Below are 16,025 nucleotides of genomic sequence, written 5' to 3' on the forward strand. Positions count from 1 at the left end.
GGCTGCCCTCGCCTTTCCCTTATTAATCCACTGATATTGTTGGGTTTTTCTCAGTTTCACTGTGAAAGGCTCCGTCCTGGTTCACATCACTTCTTGTTCTCTTGCCTATTTTTCACAGTGAAAATTTTCCGTCCTGCCTCCGGCGTTTCACTGTGAAAACAAGCCGCATTCCCCATGACTACCAGGCACCAGTGCTCTCTATCCGCGCTCATTGCACGCTGCGCACTGTGCACTATGCAGTGCACACCTCACACTACTCACTGCTCACTGCTCACTGCTCACTGCGCACTGCATAGCCCTTATGCTGCATAAATCACGGGGTCATGCTTTTCACTGTGAAACGCTCAATCAGCCCTTCTTTCCCAAGCCACACCATTTCACAGCACGACGCGCTCCCGCCGATTGCCGTGGCCCTGGAGCTAAGAACGGGTCGTTTCACAGTGAAAAGGTAATCGGCTTCCAACTGATCTCTTCCTTCTCTGAGCCGTGCTCAGAAGTCTCGTTCTGCTCCTGGGATACTGACATCACCGGCGCCGCCGGCAAGTTGCATCAGCACAATGAAAGGTCGATTTTTTCCAAGCACCGATCATGGCAACTTTTCACGGTGAAAGTGCGCTCGGGCATTTCGACATGGGGACTCCTTACCAAGACAGGTGCTGCACCGGCCATTGTCTAGAAGATCCAGGCTATGCGGGGCAGCCAAGGCCGAGACCAATAACCAGTGTCAGGAATGTGCTTGTTGTGAATACCCATAGATTTCCGCCTCCCTTTTCACGGTGAAATGACTTGGCTGGTCTTGGGTAGTGCCCACAGATAATAGGATGCGCGTTACATCTTTGATGATCACATCACCCACTGCCGGAACGGTGTGTCATCCGCTTTCACTGTGAAAAGGCACCCCTTCACGCTGACGAGGCCAAAAGGCAAAAGGTTCAACTAGGAACCGACCAGGATCTCCGTCCGTTAATGGGAATGAGTGATCCGCGGCAGCGTGCTTGGCTTCAACCTAGCGTCGAGCTTTTCACGGTGAAAATGCCACGCCCCCATGTACGGACAGGGTCCGGTTTCTCTATTTCACTGTGAAAACCTTCACCTCGATGAGCCTGGGTTCAAAACGCAGCTCGGTACGTAAACAGGAATCGAACTGCCAGGCTTAATCAGCCCGTGTGTAATTGGCGCCACTGGCGGCTTTCCGACCTTTTCACAGTGAAAACCCTCGGGGGTAGCACCCCATATCGCGGTTACCGCGAACTGCTCATCAACATTCCCAGCGGTTAAAGGAAATGCGAAAAACAACAGGGCACACAAGTCGATGGTCCATTCCATTGAGCAGTGCCCTGCTGCGCGGTGTCCACCGCCAGGGCCCCCGTGGCGTACTACCCCAGGCAACAGCGGAATAAGCGCGAGTCGCCGGCCGGATCACTGGGTTACAGCGCTTCCGCGGTGGGTTCGGTGAGAATCCGGGTCTGCGCATGTGACGACTCCCCGGGCAGGTCAGGCGAAGCAACTATTCGGCATTTGTTTAGGCCAAGGTTCTCGCGCCGTGTTGCCTTCTTATTCCTCGCGGAAGCGGCTCCGGCGGCGCACCCGACGAAGTCATCGATTCCATGGGACAGGAGCGTGGGCGCGATGTTGTAGCCATCAGCGGCTTATTCGTCGGCCAGACCTGCATTTGGTCGGCCACAACCTGGCCAGTGCCGACGATGATCGGGTGCTCCTGGACCATGCCGATGCACTTGTAAAGCTGGCGAATGTCAGGCATTCGCGCTAGGCGGTCTCTAAGTCTATCTGCGCGCTGCTACGCAGTCCCACGGTCTCCAGGTTCGGCTCCGGCATCCGGCCGTCCATCAACTCACGTGGTGATTTCACTGTGAAACGTCGGGATGAAACGAGCTCAAAAATTATCCATTTCACAGTGAAAATTCTGGCGCCCGGTTCATCGAGGACCATTGGTGCAGTGCATAGAGGAACCGCCAAAACGTTCTCGCCGTAGCCCCCAACATAGCCAGTGCATGTGCTTGGCCTAGCATAGCGACCTCTTTGATTAGTAGATCAAAGGCATGGGCACCCACATCAATCTGTTACCATCAGATTCAACATGAGTACGTTTACGTGTTATGCGTCGAATATAAAGCCATGTGCTACATAACAGCAGTGCAAGCTATGGCGCATACGCCCCCAACCGATCAGGAGAAACGCATGTCTATTGCAGTGGTATTGAGCGAAGGCTCCGGCACCATCTTCGAGAACAAGAACCGCACATCTGATGCAGCACCCGTGATGATTGGCTATATGGAGTTCCCGCTGAACAAGGAGCGCAATCAGAAGCTGAAGCTTGAGGTAGCGGTCTGGCTCAAGCAGAAGAATGGCTCGAACGAGAAGTTCTACTCACTGTCAGTAGGCGGGATCAATGCCAGCCTGTTCAAGGAAGCTGACAAGAAGGATAAAGGCCCGGACTATGCGGGTAGCTTCGGTTTCAACCACGAAATGCGTATCGCAGGCTGGCGCAAAGAGGGCGTGGACGGTGGAGCACCATTCATCAGCCTTTCGGTTACAACAAAGGTACGGCCTGTAAGCCAGCCATCGCCAGCAGCTGACGCTACAACGCAAGGAACCCCGTCTCAGGATGGTCAAGTGGATACAGGTGATCCTCGGTTCCAATTCTGATAACCCCAGACCCCGCTTAGCGGGGTTTTTTTTTGGTGCGCCCGGCAGGGCGCGCTCACTCAGGGGTGGAAGTCCCCCGCACACCCGGCAAGGGGAAGTGCTAGCTAGAGGCAAGGGTTTCGCGGGCGACTGCGAGTCTGAAGGAAGCCCGAGGCAAATCGCTGGCCTGACGAACAGGAAGCGGATACGAGGCGGCATGGCGGGGTAAGCAGTCCGAAATCTGCGAAACCCAATACTTGCACAGAACGCCATGACGTAGATCCGACAGGCATAAGCGTGAAAGTGGGTGCGCAATACCCGGGGAGATCTGCACGGTTGCCCGTCAGGGCTACCGGCACCGCGAGGTGCTGGAATGACTGTGCAGAAGTCAGCAGAGGGCATAGTAGGTCGCGAGACTGAAGGCCTGAACGATTAATACCGAGAGTAGAACAGCTGATCTCGACAACCCACGATGACGCAGAAGCTCCCGACACGGGAGGCCTGCCTGCCATGGCCGGACGGAATCCGGAAAGAAGCCCGCAAGGTGCTGAGGGGGTTGCGGCGACGGCTGGGCGAACGAAATCGGAGGACTACCGGCTCATGGAGCAGGTGGTCGAACCCAGCAACATGCGACGAGCGTACAAGCGCGTCCTGAAGAACCGAGGCGCGCCAGGCGTTGATCGCTTGACGGTTGAGGAACTGAAGGACTGGCTGTTGGTGCACTGGCCAAGTGTGAAGGCGGCACTGCTGGAGGATCGGTACCTGCCACGGGCGGTGCGCCGAGTGGACATTCCCAAGCCTAATGGCGGGGTTAGAACACTCGGCGTACCCACGGTGGTGGATCGGCTTATCCAGCAGGCGCTCCATCAAGTACTGCAACCGATCTTCGAGCCAACCTTCTCCGATGGCAGCTACGGCTTTCGTCCGCAGAGAAGTGCGCTCGATGCGGTCGTCAAGGCGAAAGAGTATGTGGCCGAAGGAAAGCACTGGGTAGTGGACATCGACCTGGAGAAATTCTTCGACCGGGTCAACCACGACGTGTTGATGGCTCGACTCGCCTATCGAGTGAGGGATGGTCGCGTACTCAAGCTGATCCGGCGCTTCTTAGAGGCGGGGATGATGGCTAATGGCGTGATTCAACCCCGCAGCGAGGGTACGCCTCAGGGTGGGCCGCTGTCCCCATTACTGTCGAATATCCTGCTGACCGATCTTGATCGAGAGCTGGAAAGGCGGCAGTTGAAGTTCTGCCGATATGCTGACGACTGCAATATCTACATCGGCAGTGAAGGCGCAGGGCAACGGGCGATGGCGAACATCAGAGCCTTCCTGGAGGGTCATCTGAAGCTACGTATCAACGAGCAGAAAAGCGCAGTAGCACGGCCTTGGAAGCGAAAGTTTCTGGGCTACGCGATTACGATCTATCGCCAAGAGACACGGGTGCGACCTGCCCCCGAAAGCCTGCGAAGACTGATGGATCGAGTTCGTGAGTTGCTGCGCAAGGGGCGAGGACGGTCCTTGTCTCACACTATAGAGATGCTAAATCCCGTGTTGCGGGGTTGGGCAAACTACTTTCGGCTTACCGCGAACATGCGGATGCTGGAGGAACTCGATTGGTGGCTGCGTCGAAAACTACGTTGCCTGCTCTGGCGACAGTGGAAAACCCCGAAGACCCGCGAACGACGACTCATCTTGCTTGGGCTTAGGCCTGAGCGGGCGTGGAAGTCGAGTGTAAACGGGCGAGGGCCTTGGTGGAACTCGGCATCCAAACACATGAATCAGGCAGTACCGACGTTGTACTTCGCCAAAATGGGGCTGGTCTCGCTGCGCAGCACTGTGCAGGGACTCCAGCGTATTAGTTGAACCGCCGTATGCGGAACCGCACGTACGGTGGTGTGAGAGGGCTGAGGGAAAAAAAATCCCTCACCCTACTCGATCCTGTTCATTTCCCCGGGCAGCAAGCGACGTCGAAGCAGGCAAGCATGCCTGGGCGAGGCCAGCCAACACAAAAAAATCGGGGCTTTAGGTCAGTCAAGACTGCAACCGATCAAGACCTGGGCCATGCTGCCCATACCCATAGAGAGAGCGTGATCTGCGCACCTGGTTACCGCCACGGGCTTTAGCTGCGGGCGGGCTCGCTCAGTGCGACTGCCTTTTAGGAGGCCTTGCCAGGCCGAGCAGCTACATTATTCCCGCCAATTAGGCCGGCAACACGGCTCTTCCCGATAAGGCCACGGGTACTCTGGCAATGGCGGCCTATTCCGTCGTTATCGCCCATGCTCGTTACATCAGGCGTAGCCATCTCGCCGGCAGGAATCGATGATGACTGCGACGTATCGATGATGGACAGGTACGGCCAGGCACCGCGGATGCAGCCTGACATCTTGTTTCGTAGCCTGGTCGACTCGATCGCACCGCATTTTCGCTGCCATGACTTCAGCGACCCAGGCCTCTTGATCGAGGGGGATTGCTGGGCCCCGCCAGCAATGTTTTCACGTGAAAACCTGACGCCGCCAAATGTGCCATGGCTAGAGGTGGAGACCTTCGTAGGCGTGAGCCTCCCTGGACCTGACTGGCGGATCACCGGGCGAAACAGCGAAATGTGCCATCTCTAGAGGCGCGACAGCTCGAATTTTCCCAAATGTGCCATTGCTAGTGGGCAAGATGGGGATCATGACCGAAATGTGCCATCTCTAGATGGGGTAGGGGCAGTGCCACCCAGCCAAATGTGCCACGCTTCGAGTACCTCCCCATCAGTCTTATGCCACTTTTCACAGTGAAAACTATATCAACGATGCCGATCGCGAGCTCCGTTCAACTAGTTCAAAGAGGTTGAGTCATTATGCGTCGTGTCAAGCCAGTACTAGGGGGTGTGAAGGGGGAGTCGCCCCCCCCTTGAATCATCAATTGTGCCATCGTCAGGGGCAGGAGGGGTTCTGTAGGTGTCTGATAAGCCTAAAGAAACGTAATGTGCCATTGTTAGAGCATTGCTAAAGCAATTTCGGCAGATCGCTGGGGTTCGCGTGCCACGAATCGTGATGAAGAGTGCCATCGTTAGTGAAGGTGCTGATGCGATATCGATCATCAGTAATGGCTGGAGGGCCCGTATTTACTGGGCTAGATCCAATTGTGCCATCGCTAGGAAGCCACATGCCTACCAGTGGCACAATTCACGAGATCGCCTAGCGATGGCACAGTACGGGTCTAAAGGTGGCACATGTTTCTAAGAATGGCACCGGAGCCATCTACCGCCGGCACATTAGTCTCGGAGGATGGCACTGTTCCCCCTGGAGATGGCACACAAAAATGGCTAGAGCCCTTGTATTTCAAGGGTTCGAGGGATTCACTAACAAAGCTTTAAAAAAGCAGTGAAAACAGAAACAAGCTGTTGTAGGTTTTTTGCTATCGCTTTTTTTGAGTCAAAAGCGAAGGGCAAAAGCAGTCCCTAGGGATGGCACAATTGGGCACTAACGTTGGAACCGTATTTTCGTTGACCAGGTGTCATACGTTCGAGTAATGTGCCACCACAGTCACCGATGGCACAATTCACATGGACTCAGAAACCCCCACACCGCGAGCTACGCGACAAAAGCGTACAGCCGGAGCAACAACGGATACTAGTCCAGCAAAACGCAAGAGAGCACCCAAGCTCCAAGTCGTTCGTGATGTTGAACCATCCAAAGCCGTCGAGCTGAAAAAGGCCACCGAAGCCCTTTCGATGCGAAACGTCTCTGCCGCCAGTGACTTCACATTCCTTCAGCGAAAGCTCTATAACACCCTCCTTCAATTCGCTCAGCAGCGGCCGAGGGAGGAGATGGTTCACGAGATCCCGATCAAGCAGGTCGAGGACAACATTGGGCACACCACCTCGAACAGCCGTGATTACCTCAAAAAGGTACTCGTGAGCATGTCTCAGACGCAGGTTGAATTTGACTACAAGGGTGAAAGCCCTGGGCGGAAGAGCGAATGGGGCATCGCAAACCTGATCGCTGAAGCCTACATCTTGGAAGATGGGCAGACCCTCCGCTTTTCGTTCCCGCCTGATCTGAAACGCCGACTACTGGACCCCGCGATCTTCAACCTGATCGACTTGCGGATGCAGTACCATTTCTCCAGTTTTTCTGCGCTCACTCTCCACGAGATCACATCTCGCTACCTCGGTTCACCCATGGGGGAGACCTACCGTGCACATTGGTCCGAGTGGAGCGTTGTGCTGTCTGGATCTGCTACACCACATGCCGAGTTTCGCGACTTCAACAAAATGCTGGGTCGCGCAATCGACCAGGTCAACAGCATTGAACGGAGATTTCGCATCACGCCGCACGTCACCAAGCTAAACCGGAAGATGGACAAGCTTTGGTTCAAGCTGGAGACCCTGATTCAGCCTGGCTTAGACCTTGGACCATCACCAGAGCTGGTTAGCCAGGATGTGTCAAAGCGCCTTAAAGCTCTGTCCTTGAGTCAAAAGGATATCGCTGAGCTTGGCATGACCCATGACGAAGAGTATCTGCTAGCGCAAGCTGACTACACCGAGGCACAGATGCGTAAAGAGGGGGCTAACGTTGCAAGTCCAGCGGCATATTTCAAGGCCGCGGTAGCCAACAACTACGCCAAGGCGCCAACTCAACAGAAAGCCGCGGAGACAGGCAAAGGCAAAAAGCCGGCCGCCTCAAAATCAGGTGATAAGGCAAAGCCTGCACCAGCGCCTTCGCAAGCGCCAAAAGCAGCACCGTCGAACCAAATGGCAGATCTGTTGGAACAGTGGGGTGCTGCTCAGCGTGAAGCAATCCGCGCCCAGTTCATGGTGTTGTCGGATGAGCAGAAGAAAGAGCTCGCGGAGAAATATGAGACCGAGCTACGCAAAGATGATCTGGCCTACTCGCAATACCGGTCGAAGGGTTTGAACACCATGGTGATCAATTGCTTGGTAGCGATCCAGTTCCAGGAGCGTTTCCCTGAGACCCCAAGCTCGGAAACACTCCTGCAATTCTTGCTGGGTAGTGCGAAGATCTAAAGCTATCTGTGGACGTCCGAGGACGGCTGCGGGGTTATCTGCGCGGTACGCTGGACTATGTTCAGTAGGGTATCTGCGGAGAGGAAAGGGGAGTTCTTCAGCATCTGCTCAATGAGTAGAGTCACCACGCCAAAGCAGTCGCCCGGGCCGATAGGCAACGATCGAGGTGGCCTACCTTTCGTATTCACCGAGAGAAAAACCTTCCCGGGCTGATTCTCGATAGTGAACCACTTTTCGTTTTGCGCACCATGCCCTTTCCCATCGAACTTGCCCTGCATCTGCATGAAGGTCGCCAACACGCTGGGCAGCTCGCGTCCAGAAAGCTGAATGCTGATCTTGTCAGACCAGTTAAATTTTTTGGATGCAGTTATCTCCGCAGCTTCGATTCTAATCGTGTGTTCACCCCCCCTGGTCGTATCGGATTGGAAGCACACTGCGACCTTTCCGCCATAGACATGCCGACTGACAAAGGTCTTTTCGCCTGCAGGCTCGCAGGCACTGTCAAAGGTGACTGGCTCCTCGGCAGCCTCAATGTCAGTTGCTTCGATCAGCACCTCTGGCTCCTGCGATGAGGAGAACTGCGAGTGAGCGTTTCGGTAGGTCTCGCACAGAGACCTACCAACATCAGAGTCTGCGTATCCACCCTCAGACCAATGCTTGAGCTGTTGAGAGAACTGTGGACCCTGAGCTTTCCCGATGCCGATCAGCACAGGCAGTGAAGGCTGAGGGAGGTTGGCTTGGAGGATGCGCTCAGCACATCCAGGCAGAATCGTGAAGAAGACTCCACGAAGATAGTGCAGGGCTGAGTTGTCGCCCGCTTGCGCCCGTTCGATCGCATCGCTGAGGTCATCACCCTCTGTTTTGTAGACCTCACCGAGCACATCGATGGCGGGTACTGGGATTCGCAAACTAGTGAGCTTGGCTGATGCAGACTGGGCATCGAAATGCATAAGGAAGAACCCTTGGCTCAGTAAAATACCGTTCGTAACCTAGCGGATACTAGCAATAGGGTCTTGCGTTATCAATACGTGTTATATCTACTTTTGGAATAAAAAAGCAGCAATAACTATAGAATGTCTATATCGAGGGCTTTGTTCAGTTCGTCTTCAATATCGACGGAGCATCCATCCAACAGGAAATCAGATTTCGCTAGTACTCCCAACGACATCATGATCAGTGGGGTCCCGAGATCAATACGCTTCGCTACGGCCCTGATAACAGTAAGATCTCGGAGCGACGGCTTTGGGCGCCCCGTGCGCCAGGAATTAAGCGTCTCAAACGGGACCTGGATTTTTTCTGCCGCTTCTTTCAGGTCTTCTGACCAAGTAGCTGCGATCAGTTCATCCAGGATGAAAATTGGGGATGAGGCGACGTCTGCCTTCGTGACATCCTCGAAATAGGCAGCGGTCTCATGGCTTTTGCTCACGGCTTTTGCATTAAACATCGCGGACTGCTGGATCAGGCAGTAGTCCGACCAGCGAAAAACGTCCGCCATCTGCAGAACTCGGAACCCCGAGCAATGAAGAAATGCAGCGATCAGGTCGATTCGTTTTCGATCCAGTACGTCGTGGAGGGCACGCGGTTTGGCTTTTGACTCATCCCCAAAACAACTGGCCAGCGTGTCTGCGGTGAAACCACAGGCTTTGCTAGCCTCTTGGAAGGGGAGCGATAGCAGTTCAGATCTATCGATTATGGCCTGATATAGGCGGAGCCCTGGGTTCACTAAAAATCCTTCTCTCTTAACCGATCATCAGCACTGATTCAGACACACGTTGTCGGCAGCTATCCAACAAATCATGAGAGAGGCCGAGAGATTTTGCTATCTCTGGGTCAACCCTGTCTGCGAGTGATGATATATCCAACCCCATAACCACGCCATATGCGTAGGTCGAGGATACTGATAGCAATTGGCCAAGGATATCGGGTAGGGGGGATCTATTGGAATACGTGAGCAGCGCTTTTTGAATTGGGGTAGGGAATTTCCAGCGCTTCAGCAGCTCTGCACCAACCTCAGCATTGTCAAATCCAAGCTGCGCCTGCTCGACAGCACGCCGGCCGGCAAGGTCGAATGCATCAACGGATTGAACAACAGTGCAGGCTTCATCGGGCATTACCAGGTGAATGAGAAGCGCGCCAATGCCTTGCATCAAACCAGTAGTGAAAGCGATATCCCGTTCAGTACCTATGCTCTCTGCCAGGGCAGATGCCATGAACGCGGTATGCAAACCCATCTTCCAGTAGGTCGGCATATCAATGCCTGGTGCGTCCGGCAGCGCTTTCAATAGACCTGTCGTGATAATGGTGGTACGGAAATTGTGTATGCCAATTGTAGATATCGCATCTTCGAGACGGGAAACAGTTCCGCTGCGTCCGAAATATGCAGAGTTGGCCGTTCGTAGTACCTTTGCGGCGAGAGCCTGGTCAATGCTCACTGATTTCACAATGCTGGACAACGGCACTGAGGGGTCCCTAGACATCTCTAGTAGCTCCATAACCACCGAAGAAATCGTGGGTAAGGCTGCGGGATTCTTGAAAATATTTGCCAGGGCTTTCATAAAAAGTCTCAGTGAAATTTGAGCCATCTATCCGTAGGTAGAAAGTCAAATTGTAACGTCTTGAACAAGCATGGTCATTAATGATTCAAGAGTTGGAATCCTGCGCCGATAGTGTCAAATGGCCCAAAAAAAGCGATTCCAGGAAACCACATCACGAATCTGTACTCTGATAGAATTGATTTGCACTAGTTGAGTATTTCTTGGTTATTGGTTCATGATTTCATCTTACACATGCATGTGACACATCCCCTGAAGCAAGGCAGTTAGGCGAGAAGCCTCAACAGCACACTCTTTCAGGAGACTCACATGATTTCGTACCCACAACATAATCAAGCGCAAACTCGCTCCCTGCTGATTTCCGGACTGTTCCCCAACGGGGACCCGTTCGCGGGGGAGGTCCAAGCCGATTCGTCCTATGAAGCCCAGATCAAGGCACTCGCCCAGTGTCGCTACAGCGATTTGGGTGGTGACCTGGATGTCACAGGGCTGACAGATGTTGCCACTGGGGCATCTGTACTGGATTCGCTGTTGTCGGCTGGCCAGGACCTCCTCAGCGAAGTAGAGGCTGTCGAGTATGTGATTCACACCGTTCAAAATTCCCTCAACAATGGCCGCACGTTCTCAGCTGGTTCTACCAGCGAGTTGAGCGCCTATGTTGAGTTCTTCGACCTCATCCTATCCGAGGCCCCTCATGCCTTTGACGGGCTGTGCTCCGGCGATCGGGTAGCGGATGATGAGGAAATTACCCTTGATTTCGAAGATTCCAGTTCCGCTGAGTTTGCGCTCGTGCCAGCAGATGCTCTGTTGACACTGGCTACCGTGGCACTGGGGGAGGGGAGGGCTGCAGCCGCTTATCAGGTACTGGAGATGGCGAGCATCACCCGTGTTGCATTGAGTAAGGCCTGCATTCGGGCCTTGGTGTAAAAAAGACCTTCTGGATACCCTCCAGAAGGTTTTTTTTTACCACTGCATTATCACTTGGTGTAGCTCGCTGATGCGCGCCTGCCGCTGGCCTTGGAAGTGGGTTACCTGACCTCTCAGTAAAACCCTAAAGCTCGAAAAGCGGTCACCCTCTACCCAGCCTGCCTTTGCTGGGTCCACGATGCAATCGATGCTGCCGGTGAGGTCGGATGCAGTGAAGCTCAACCACGTGTCCCCCTCTATGCATGCAGTCTTGGGTGGTTCTGCAACCAAGTAAACGCCTTCGAACGTACGACCAGCTATCAGTGTTGCAATGTGGTGGTGGCGACCGGTTTTTGCATATTCATCAGCGTTGCAAATCATGGGATTTCCGTCGAGTCAGTAGAAAGCGTGCAGCACCTGAGGTATAGTATTTTTGCAAATTAGTTATCGATGCTTGTTTGTTGAATTGTACATTAATGAGGGTTAAACATGAGCAAGTTGGCTGAATTTCGTGCTGCAGAGAAGGCGCTGCAAGAGCAACTTTCTGCTCTGGAGGCGCTGAAAAATGATTCTGGGCTGCAACGTGAAATTGAGTTCGAGAATAAGCTCAAAAGCCTGATGCAAGAGTACGATGCGAATTTGGGAAAAATCATCGCTATCCTCGATCCGGCTTCGAGTCTGCGGAAGATCAACGCACGATCGGAAGGTGATCGGCAGCAGCGTAAGCCACGCGAAGTTAAGGTCTACAAAAACCCGCATACCGGTGAGACTATCGAGACCAAAGGTGGCAATCACCGGCAGCTGAAAGAGTGGAAAACTCAGTATGGTGGTGACGTCGTCGAATCCTGGAAAAGCTAATTGAGCTCTTCACAAAACCGGCTGCTACAGCCGGTTTTTTACGCCCCAAAAAAACCCGCATAAATGCGGGTTCAACCTTATGAGCGCTCTGCTTGAAGCCGCTGCTCGACTGCTTTCTTGATGCGATGCTCGTAGTCGTCGATCCATTGCTCATAGCGAGCCAGAGCCGTTGCATCTGGTTTGGTTTCGTTGTTACGCCACCGGTAGATCGTCATTTTGGTCACCCCAAGTATAGTGGCCATGTCTTCGTCTTTCTCGACATCAATGGCGAGGCGAGTCATCCAATCAGCCAGGATAACGCTCATGTCTCGGTCGAAGCGCTTAAGGCGTTCCCTCCGATGTGGCTCCTCCGCTAGAAGACCACGAGCCTTTTCCATTACTTCCATTGGCACCGACGCTGTACGGCCATAGATGTACGAGGAGAGTCGAGGGAGACCAATGCCCAGGGCAAAGGCATAGTCTTGATTGCGCAGGCCCAGGTCAGAGCCGATCTTCACCAGTTCTTGCTGATCAACCGAAAGCTCGGCCCGGCTTCCACCGCGGGGACGCTTTGCACCAGCTTCAGCTGGTTTGGTTCGCGATGAAGTGTCCATCTCGTGTTCTAGGTCGTCCGAAGGCTGAGGTTGTACAAGGCGCACCATTGGATCTTGATCCATGGCGTAGATGCCGGAACTGGCCACTGTTTGTTCTCCGTTGATCACCCGTTTTAGTGCTGCGGCCATTTTGATGGTGGCAGCTTCTGTATCGATATCTCGATCGTGGTCTACTTCTACCTGGTCGGCTAGCCCGACTTGTTCAAGCTCCTCACCCTTCTCCTGCATGTCCTCAATGGAGCGGTGATTGATCAACAGCTTCTGGCGATCCCTCAGTACTTCTCGACTGACGTTGTGTGCCACAGCGTAGACCACCGCATAAACGGCATCCTGATCTTCAATCTTCGCCAGCATGGAACCAAAGAACACTTCCAGCGTTCTTTGCAAGACCTCATCAAAGTCGGTGAGTTCGCACTTGTTTTGACGGAGCTTGACTCTGCAGATTTTGCGAACGCGCTCATCGCGGTTCATCTCGAAGGCCAGTCGATTCACAAACTGGGGTGAGCGGTCCATGTTCGAGATGTAGGTCCCGCACAGCTTTTCGAAGGTCGAGGGGGGGCCGGAGGGCTCTGAGGGGGGGAGTAACTCGATGTCGGTGTCTTGCTCAGGCCCTGAAGCAGTCTCCTGCTCCAGGGCATCAATCTTTTCTACTGCCATAAAGGGCTCGTTGATTTATCAAACCTACGCAGCCACGGTATCCACTGATCGGTCCAGGAGAGGGAGAGCGACACTCCTGAACAGCGCCAGCGAACTGGACACATCGAGGAGGACATTGATGCCGGCGGCCAAGATCTCAGTCTTGATCTCAGGGTAGGCACTCATCGCGTGCTCGATCCGCTCACCTACATTTCGGATCTGGTCCGCTTGGCTTAGATCATCCACCCCAAACACTGTGCTGGGGTTCTGACCAGGTTCCACACCAAGGGCGTCCAGGCCGATTTCGATTGGGGAGTACTCGTGGATCATGAAACATTACCTCTGGTAGCGACCACAAAGGGCCGCCTTTATTGATTATACGTACGTGACAGAGAACGTCAATCGAATCCATAACGCGTAAGTGGAAGACTGTGCCGTTTCAAATCGTTGTACTGTGCATTACGCAGGCATGTGATTGGTGATGCAGGGGGGGGGATCAGATGCAGGTAGCCTGGATTGCCCGCTCGAAGCCGGACAAAGCCAAGTGAACCTCAGTCATATCTGATGCAAAAGTAGACGCAATAACGACGCCGGCTAGCAGGATCTCGGTCTTGGCTTCTGGGAAGTCTGTCATTGCTTTGAGCATGCACTTTGAAGCGCACTTGTTGGAGCAGCTTTTATTGAATTTGGGGCAATGTGGCTTGCCATCCGTTGAGAAGCAACCCAGCGACGCGAGACCTATTTCCGTAGCTCCCTGGTATGTGTCAAAGCTGAAAGACATGCTGTGTCCCTAATTCCTATCTAATCCGTTGATTGGCGATGCGGGACAAATTATAGGGACGTGTTGTTGTGAGGGTCAACAAATCGGCGCCAGAAAAGTTCCATTGAAAAAGCACTTTAATGCGTGCAAAATTTGGTATGCACGATTTTTCGTATGCAAAAATTTCGCTCATGGTTTGAATTTGGCAAGTGTAATCTATTTCATGAATAAAAAAACCAGCACCTTAGAGTAGGCGCTGGTTTATGTGATGCAGTTATAGAAAGACGTCTCCATCAGGAACAACAAGAATATCTCCTGACGTGTCTACTATGCGGGTTTGATCCTCGAATAGGTCTCCCATGGATCCAAAAGTAGGTGCCGCATTTTCCGTGGTCGGCAGCTTTGATACGAGTGCACATTGCACTGTTTCTAGCCGCTTTTTATTGGCGGGTGGAGTAATGCCGTTGCCTTGAGGAAGGTTTTTGAGATGTGCATCGTTTCTTCTTTTTGGTGGGTGCGGAATGTCGCTAAGGTCATACGTTTTGGGCGTATCGCGCTTGCGTGGAGTTTGTCTAGCGCGCTCGTGCTCGTTTATCTGTCGCTTGAATGGCGCTCTGTCAATTTTGGACAGCAGAACTGGCCAGTAGGTGAAACTCCCTGTTTTCCACCAAGCAATAGTTGGTAGGCAAATAAGCAGCGTCAATGTGAATAGCGCTAGTTTGTGCGTTACGCCGGTAGCCGCTAGCAACGCGATGTAGATACAAACTGCTACAAGCCAAGCGGATACATGCCTATTAATACGTTTCATTCGGTCTCCCCGGTTCGCTTCATGAAAGGAGATGCCGCACACGGATATGCAAAAGGCAAAAAAAATCCCCCGTTTCCGGGGGATGTGTGGCGTTAAAAGACGAAGTCTTTCTTCAGGTTTCGTGTCGCTGGTTTAGGAGCTAGCTGTGCAGGTTGCACGGATGGGCCAGACTGAAGCAACTGTGCCGCAGGTAACGCGGGTTCTGACAGGCGGGGACCGAGCTGATCGCGAATTATCACGTTCTCTACAGCGGGTTTCCTGTAGGCATCGATTTGGCTTTCAGTCAGCTTAACGCCGTGTGCACTGAGCAACGCACGCCAGTCGACTTGCCCTTTACGAGTGGAGTGGAGGACAGATACGCCGTCGCATTCATGTCGTTTGCGACCTGGCGGCATCTGCGATAGTAAAACACCCCGTGCTGCTTCCTCCCGCGCTGTGGCTTCCTGTAATTGTTGGTTTGACTTCCGCCAGGCGGCCGCTGCGGCTTCCCATTCATCAGTACTCCATTTGCCTGTTTGAAGCCGGTGCCAGAAGTCGAGCTCACCCCTTAGGATTTGATCGATCCGCTTCTGGTTACGCATGACTTTGAGCAGCACGCCTTTAGACCCATCGAACGAGTAGTAGTGGGCGAAGCTGGCTTCGGCAACAAAGATCTGGTGCTGAACCTGGTCCACATACTCCGGTGGGACGATGCCCTTGAGCGCAAGCCCATGAGCTGTATCCCCTGGACATTTGACCTCGACCGGGATCCCAAGGAAAGGATTGAAGCCGTCTAGCGATGCCCGGATAAATGGTATCGAGTCACTCTCAGCAATGATGGGCGTTACCGTGGTACCGGTATGTTTCTCGTATGCAGCCCTTGCGATGGGTTCCAGCTGATGACCCCTGGCTCGAATTCGATCGACAAAAGGGTTCGGCGGCGGGGGAGGCCCGATCCCTAGCCTGAGTCTGAAAAGCTCATATGAACTGCGGAATTTTGACGTACCCATTATCTGGGGCGCCTCACTAGCACCGATTCCTTCACTACGCCATGCGTACCAGGCGGCGGAGTTTTGCTGAGCAGCTGGTCCCGTGATGATGCGCATTGCCATGGTGCGATCTCCTTTAAAAATGACCTGCACCGGAACGGTGGACGGCCTGATAACGGGAGATGCGTAACGTTCTTGCTGAAACTGGACGCCTTGGACTGGCGTGAATGGGAGGGCGGATGAAGGATGGGCTGTGGAGAAGGGGCTGGAGGAAGGGCGCTAACCGA

The 16,025-nt window shown here is 53.6% G+C and carries 12 protein-coding genes; 5 read left to right on the forward strand and 7 right to left on the reverse strand.

Going from position 1 to position 16,025, the window contains the following annotated elements; all coding sequences use genetic code 11:
* Positions 1-2,199: 2,199 nt before the first annotated feature.
* From ACIP1G_RS16095 to ACIP1G_RS16105, 3 genes are all read left to right on the forward strand, one after another.
* Positions 2,200-2,667, forward strand: a complete 468-nt coding sequence (locus ACIP1G_RS16095; RefSeq protein ID WP_060514623.1) for a hypothetical protein — start codon at positions 2,200-2,202, stop codon at positions 2,665-2,667.
* A 579-nt stretch (positions 2,668-3,246) separates the two neighbouring features.
* A complete protein-coding gene (gene ltrA / locus ACIP1G_RS16100; protein ID WP_020190400.1) occupies positions 3,247-4,506 on the forward strand; it encodes a group II intron reverse transcriptase/maturase in 1,260 nt (419 codons plus the stop codon).
* A 1,687-nt stretch (positions 4,507-6,193) separates the two neighbouring features.
* Positions 6,194-7,657: a RepB family plasmid replication initiator protein gene (locus tag ACIP1G_RS16105; protein ID WP_177335359.1), complete on the forward strand. Its 1,464-nt coding sequence runs from the start codon at positions 6,194-6,196 to the stop codon at positions 7,655-7,657.
* A gap of 2 nt (positions 7,658-7,659) precedes the next feature.
* Here ACIP1G_RS16105 and ACIP1G_RS16110 read toward each other — a convergent pair whose 3' ends face one another.
* From ACIP1G_RS16110 to ACIP1G_RS16120, 3 genes are all read right to left on the reverse strand, one after another.
* A complete protein-coding gene (locus tag ACIP1G_RS16110; RefSeq protein WP_060514626.1) occupies positions 7,660-8,607 on the reverse strand; it encodes a hypothetical protein in 948 nt (315 codons plus the stop codon).
* A gap of 116 nt (positions 8,608-8,723) precedes the next feature.
* On the reverse strand, positions 8,724-9,380 hold the full coding sequence (locus ACIP1G_RS16115) for a hypothetical protein (protein ID WP_060514627.1): 657 nt from the start codon (positions 9,378-9,380) through the stop codon (positions 8,724-8,726).
* 16 nt (positions 9,381-9,396) lie between these two features.
* Positions 9,397-10,212, reverse strand: coding sequence for an HDOD domain-containing protein (locus tag ACIP1G_RS16120; protein ID WP_181131304.1), 816 nt, complete (start codon positions 10,210-10,212; stop codon positions 9,397-9,399).
* Positions 10,213-10,518: 306 nt separating this feature from the next.
* On the opposite strand from ACIP1G_RS16120, the gene ACIP1G_RS16125 reads away from it, so the two are divergent.
* Both ACIP1G_RS16125 and ACIP1G_RS16130 read left to right on the forward strand, forming a co-directional pair.
* Positions 10,519-11,136 (forward strand): hypothetical protein, encoded by a 618-nt coding sequence (locus ACIP1G_RS16125; RefSeq protein WP_122228166.1) that lies wholly within the window; start codon positions 10,519-10,521, stop codon positions 11,134-11,136.
* A 468-nt stretch (positions 11,137-11,604) separates the two neighbouring features.
* Positions 11,605-11,973: a histone-like nucleoid-structuring protein, MvaT/MvaU family gene (locus tag ACIP1G_RS16130; RefSeq protein ID WP_060514631.1), complete on the forward strand. Its 369-nt coding sequence runs from the start codon at positions 11,605-11,607 to the stop codon at positions 11,971-11,973.
* A 77-nt stretch (positions 11,974-12,050) separates the two neighbouring features.
* On the opposite strand, the gene ACIP1G_RS16135 is transcribed toward ACIP1G_RS16130, so the two are convergent.
* From ACIP1G_RS16135 to ACIP1G_RS16150, 4 genes are all read right to left on the reverse strand, one after another.
* Positions 12,051-13,223: a hypothetical protein gene (locus ACIP1G_RS16135; RefSeq protein WP_060514632.1), complete on the reverse strand. Its 1,173-nt coding sequence runs from the start codon at positions 13,221-13,223 to the stop codon at positions 12,051-12,053.
* 24 nt (positions 13,224-13,247) lie between these two features.
* Complete coding sequence (locus tag ACIP1G_RS16140; RefSeq protein WP_060514633.1) at positions 13,248-13,532, reverse strand: hypothetical protein; 285 nt, start codon at positions 13,530-13,532, stop codon at positions 13,248-13,250.
* A gap of 704 nt (positions 13,533-14,236) precedes the next feature.
* Positions 14,237-14,770: a hypothetical protein gene (locus ACIP1G_RS16145; RefSeq protein ID WP_181131305.1), complete on the reverse strand. Its 534-nt coding sequence runs from the start codon at positions 14,768-14,770 to the stop codon at positions 14,237-14,239.
* Positions 14,771-14,862: 92 nt separating this feature from the next.
* On the reverse strand, positions 14,863-15,861 hold the full coding sequence (locus ACIP1G_RS16150; RefSeq protein ID WP_060514635.1) for a lambda-exonuclease family protein: 999 nt from the start codon (positions 15,859-15,861) through the stop codon (positions 14,863-14,865).
* Positions 15,862-16,025: the final 164 nt, after the last annotated feature.

The sequence above is a fragment of the Pseudomonas sp. NPDC089392 genome (assembly GCF_044749595.1).
Classification (GTDB): domain Bacteria; phylum Pseudomonadota; class Gammaproteobacteria; order Pseudomonadales; family Pseudomonadaceae; genus Aquipseudomonas.

Coding starts and splice junctions, on each gene's coding strand:
- ACIP1G_RS16120 (WP_181131304.1), bottom strand. CDS start 10,212: ATGAAAGCCCTGGCAAATATTTTCAAGAATCCCGCAGCCTTACCCACG.
- ACIP1G_RS16140 (WP_060514633.1), bottom strand. CDS start 13,532: ATGATCCACGAGTACTCCCCAATCGAAATCGGCCTGGACGCCCTTGGT.
- ACIP1G_RS16130 (WP_060514631.1), top strand. CDS start 11,605: ATGAGCAAGTTGGCTGAATTTCGTGCTGCAGAGAAGGCGCTGCAAGAG.
- ACIP1G_RS16125 (WP_122228166.1), top strand. CDS start 10,519: ATGATTTCGTACCCACAACATAATCAAGCGCAAACTCGCTCCCTGCTG.
- ltrA (WP_020190400.1), top strand. CDS start 3,247: ATGGAGCAGGTGGTCGAACCCAGCAACATGCGACGAGCGTACAAGCGC.
- ACIP1G_RS16095 (WP_060514623.1), top strand. CDS start 2,200: ATGTCTATTGCAGTGGTATTGAGCGAAGGCTCCGGCACCATCTTCGAG.
- ACIP1G_RS16110 (WP_060514626.1), bottom strand. CDS start 8,607: ATGCATTTCGATGCCCAGTCTGCATCAGCCAAGCTCACTAGTTTGCGA.
- ACIP1G_RS16145 (WP_181131305.1), bottom strand. CDS start 14,770: ATGAAACGTATTAATAGGCATGTATCCGCTTGGCTTGTAGCAGTTTGT.
- ACIP1G_RS16105 (WP_177335359.1), top strand. CDS start 6,194: ATGGACTCAGAAACCCCCACACCGCGAGCTACGCGACAAAAGCGTACA.
- ACIP1G_RS16150 (WP_060514635.1), bottom strand. CDS start 15,861: ATGGCAATGCGCATCATCACGGGACCAGCTGCTCAGCAAAACTCCGCC.
- ACIP1G_RS16135 (WP_060514632.1), bottom strand. CDS start 13,223: ATGGCAGTAGAAAAGATTGATGCCCTGGAGCAGGAGACTGCTTCAGGG.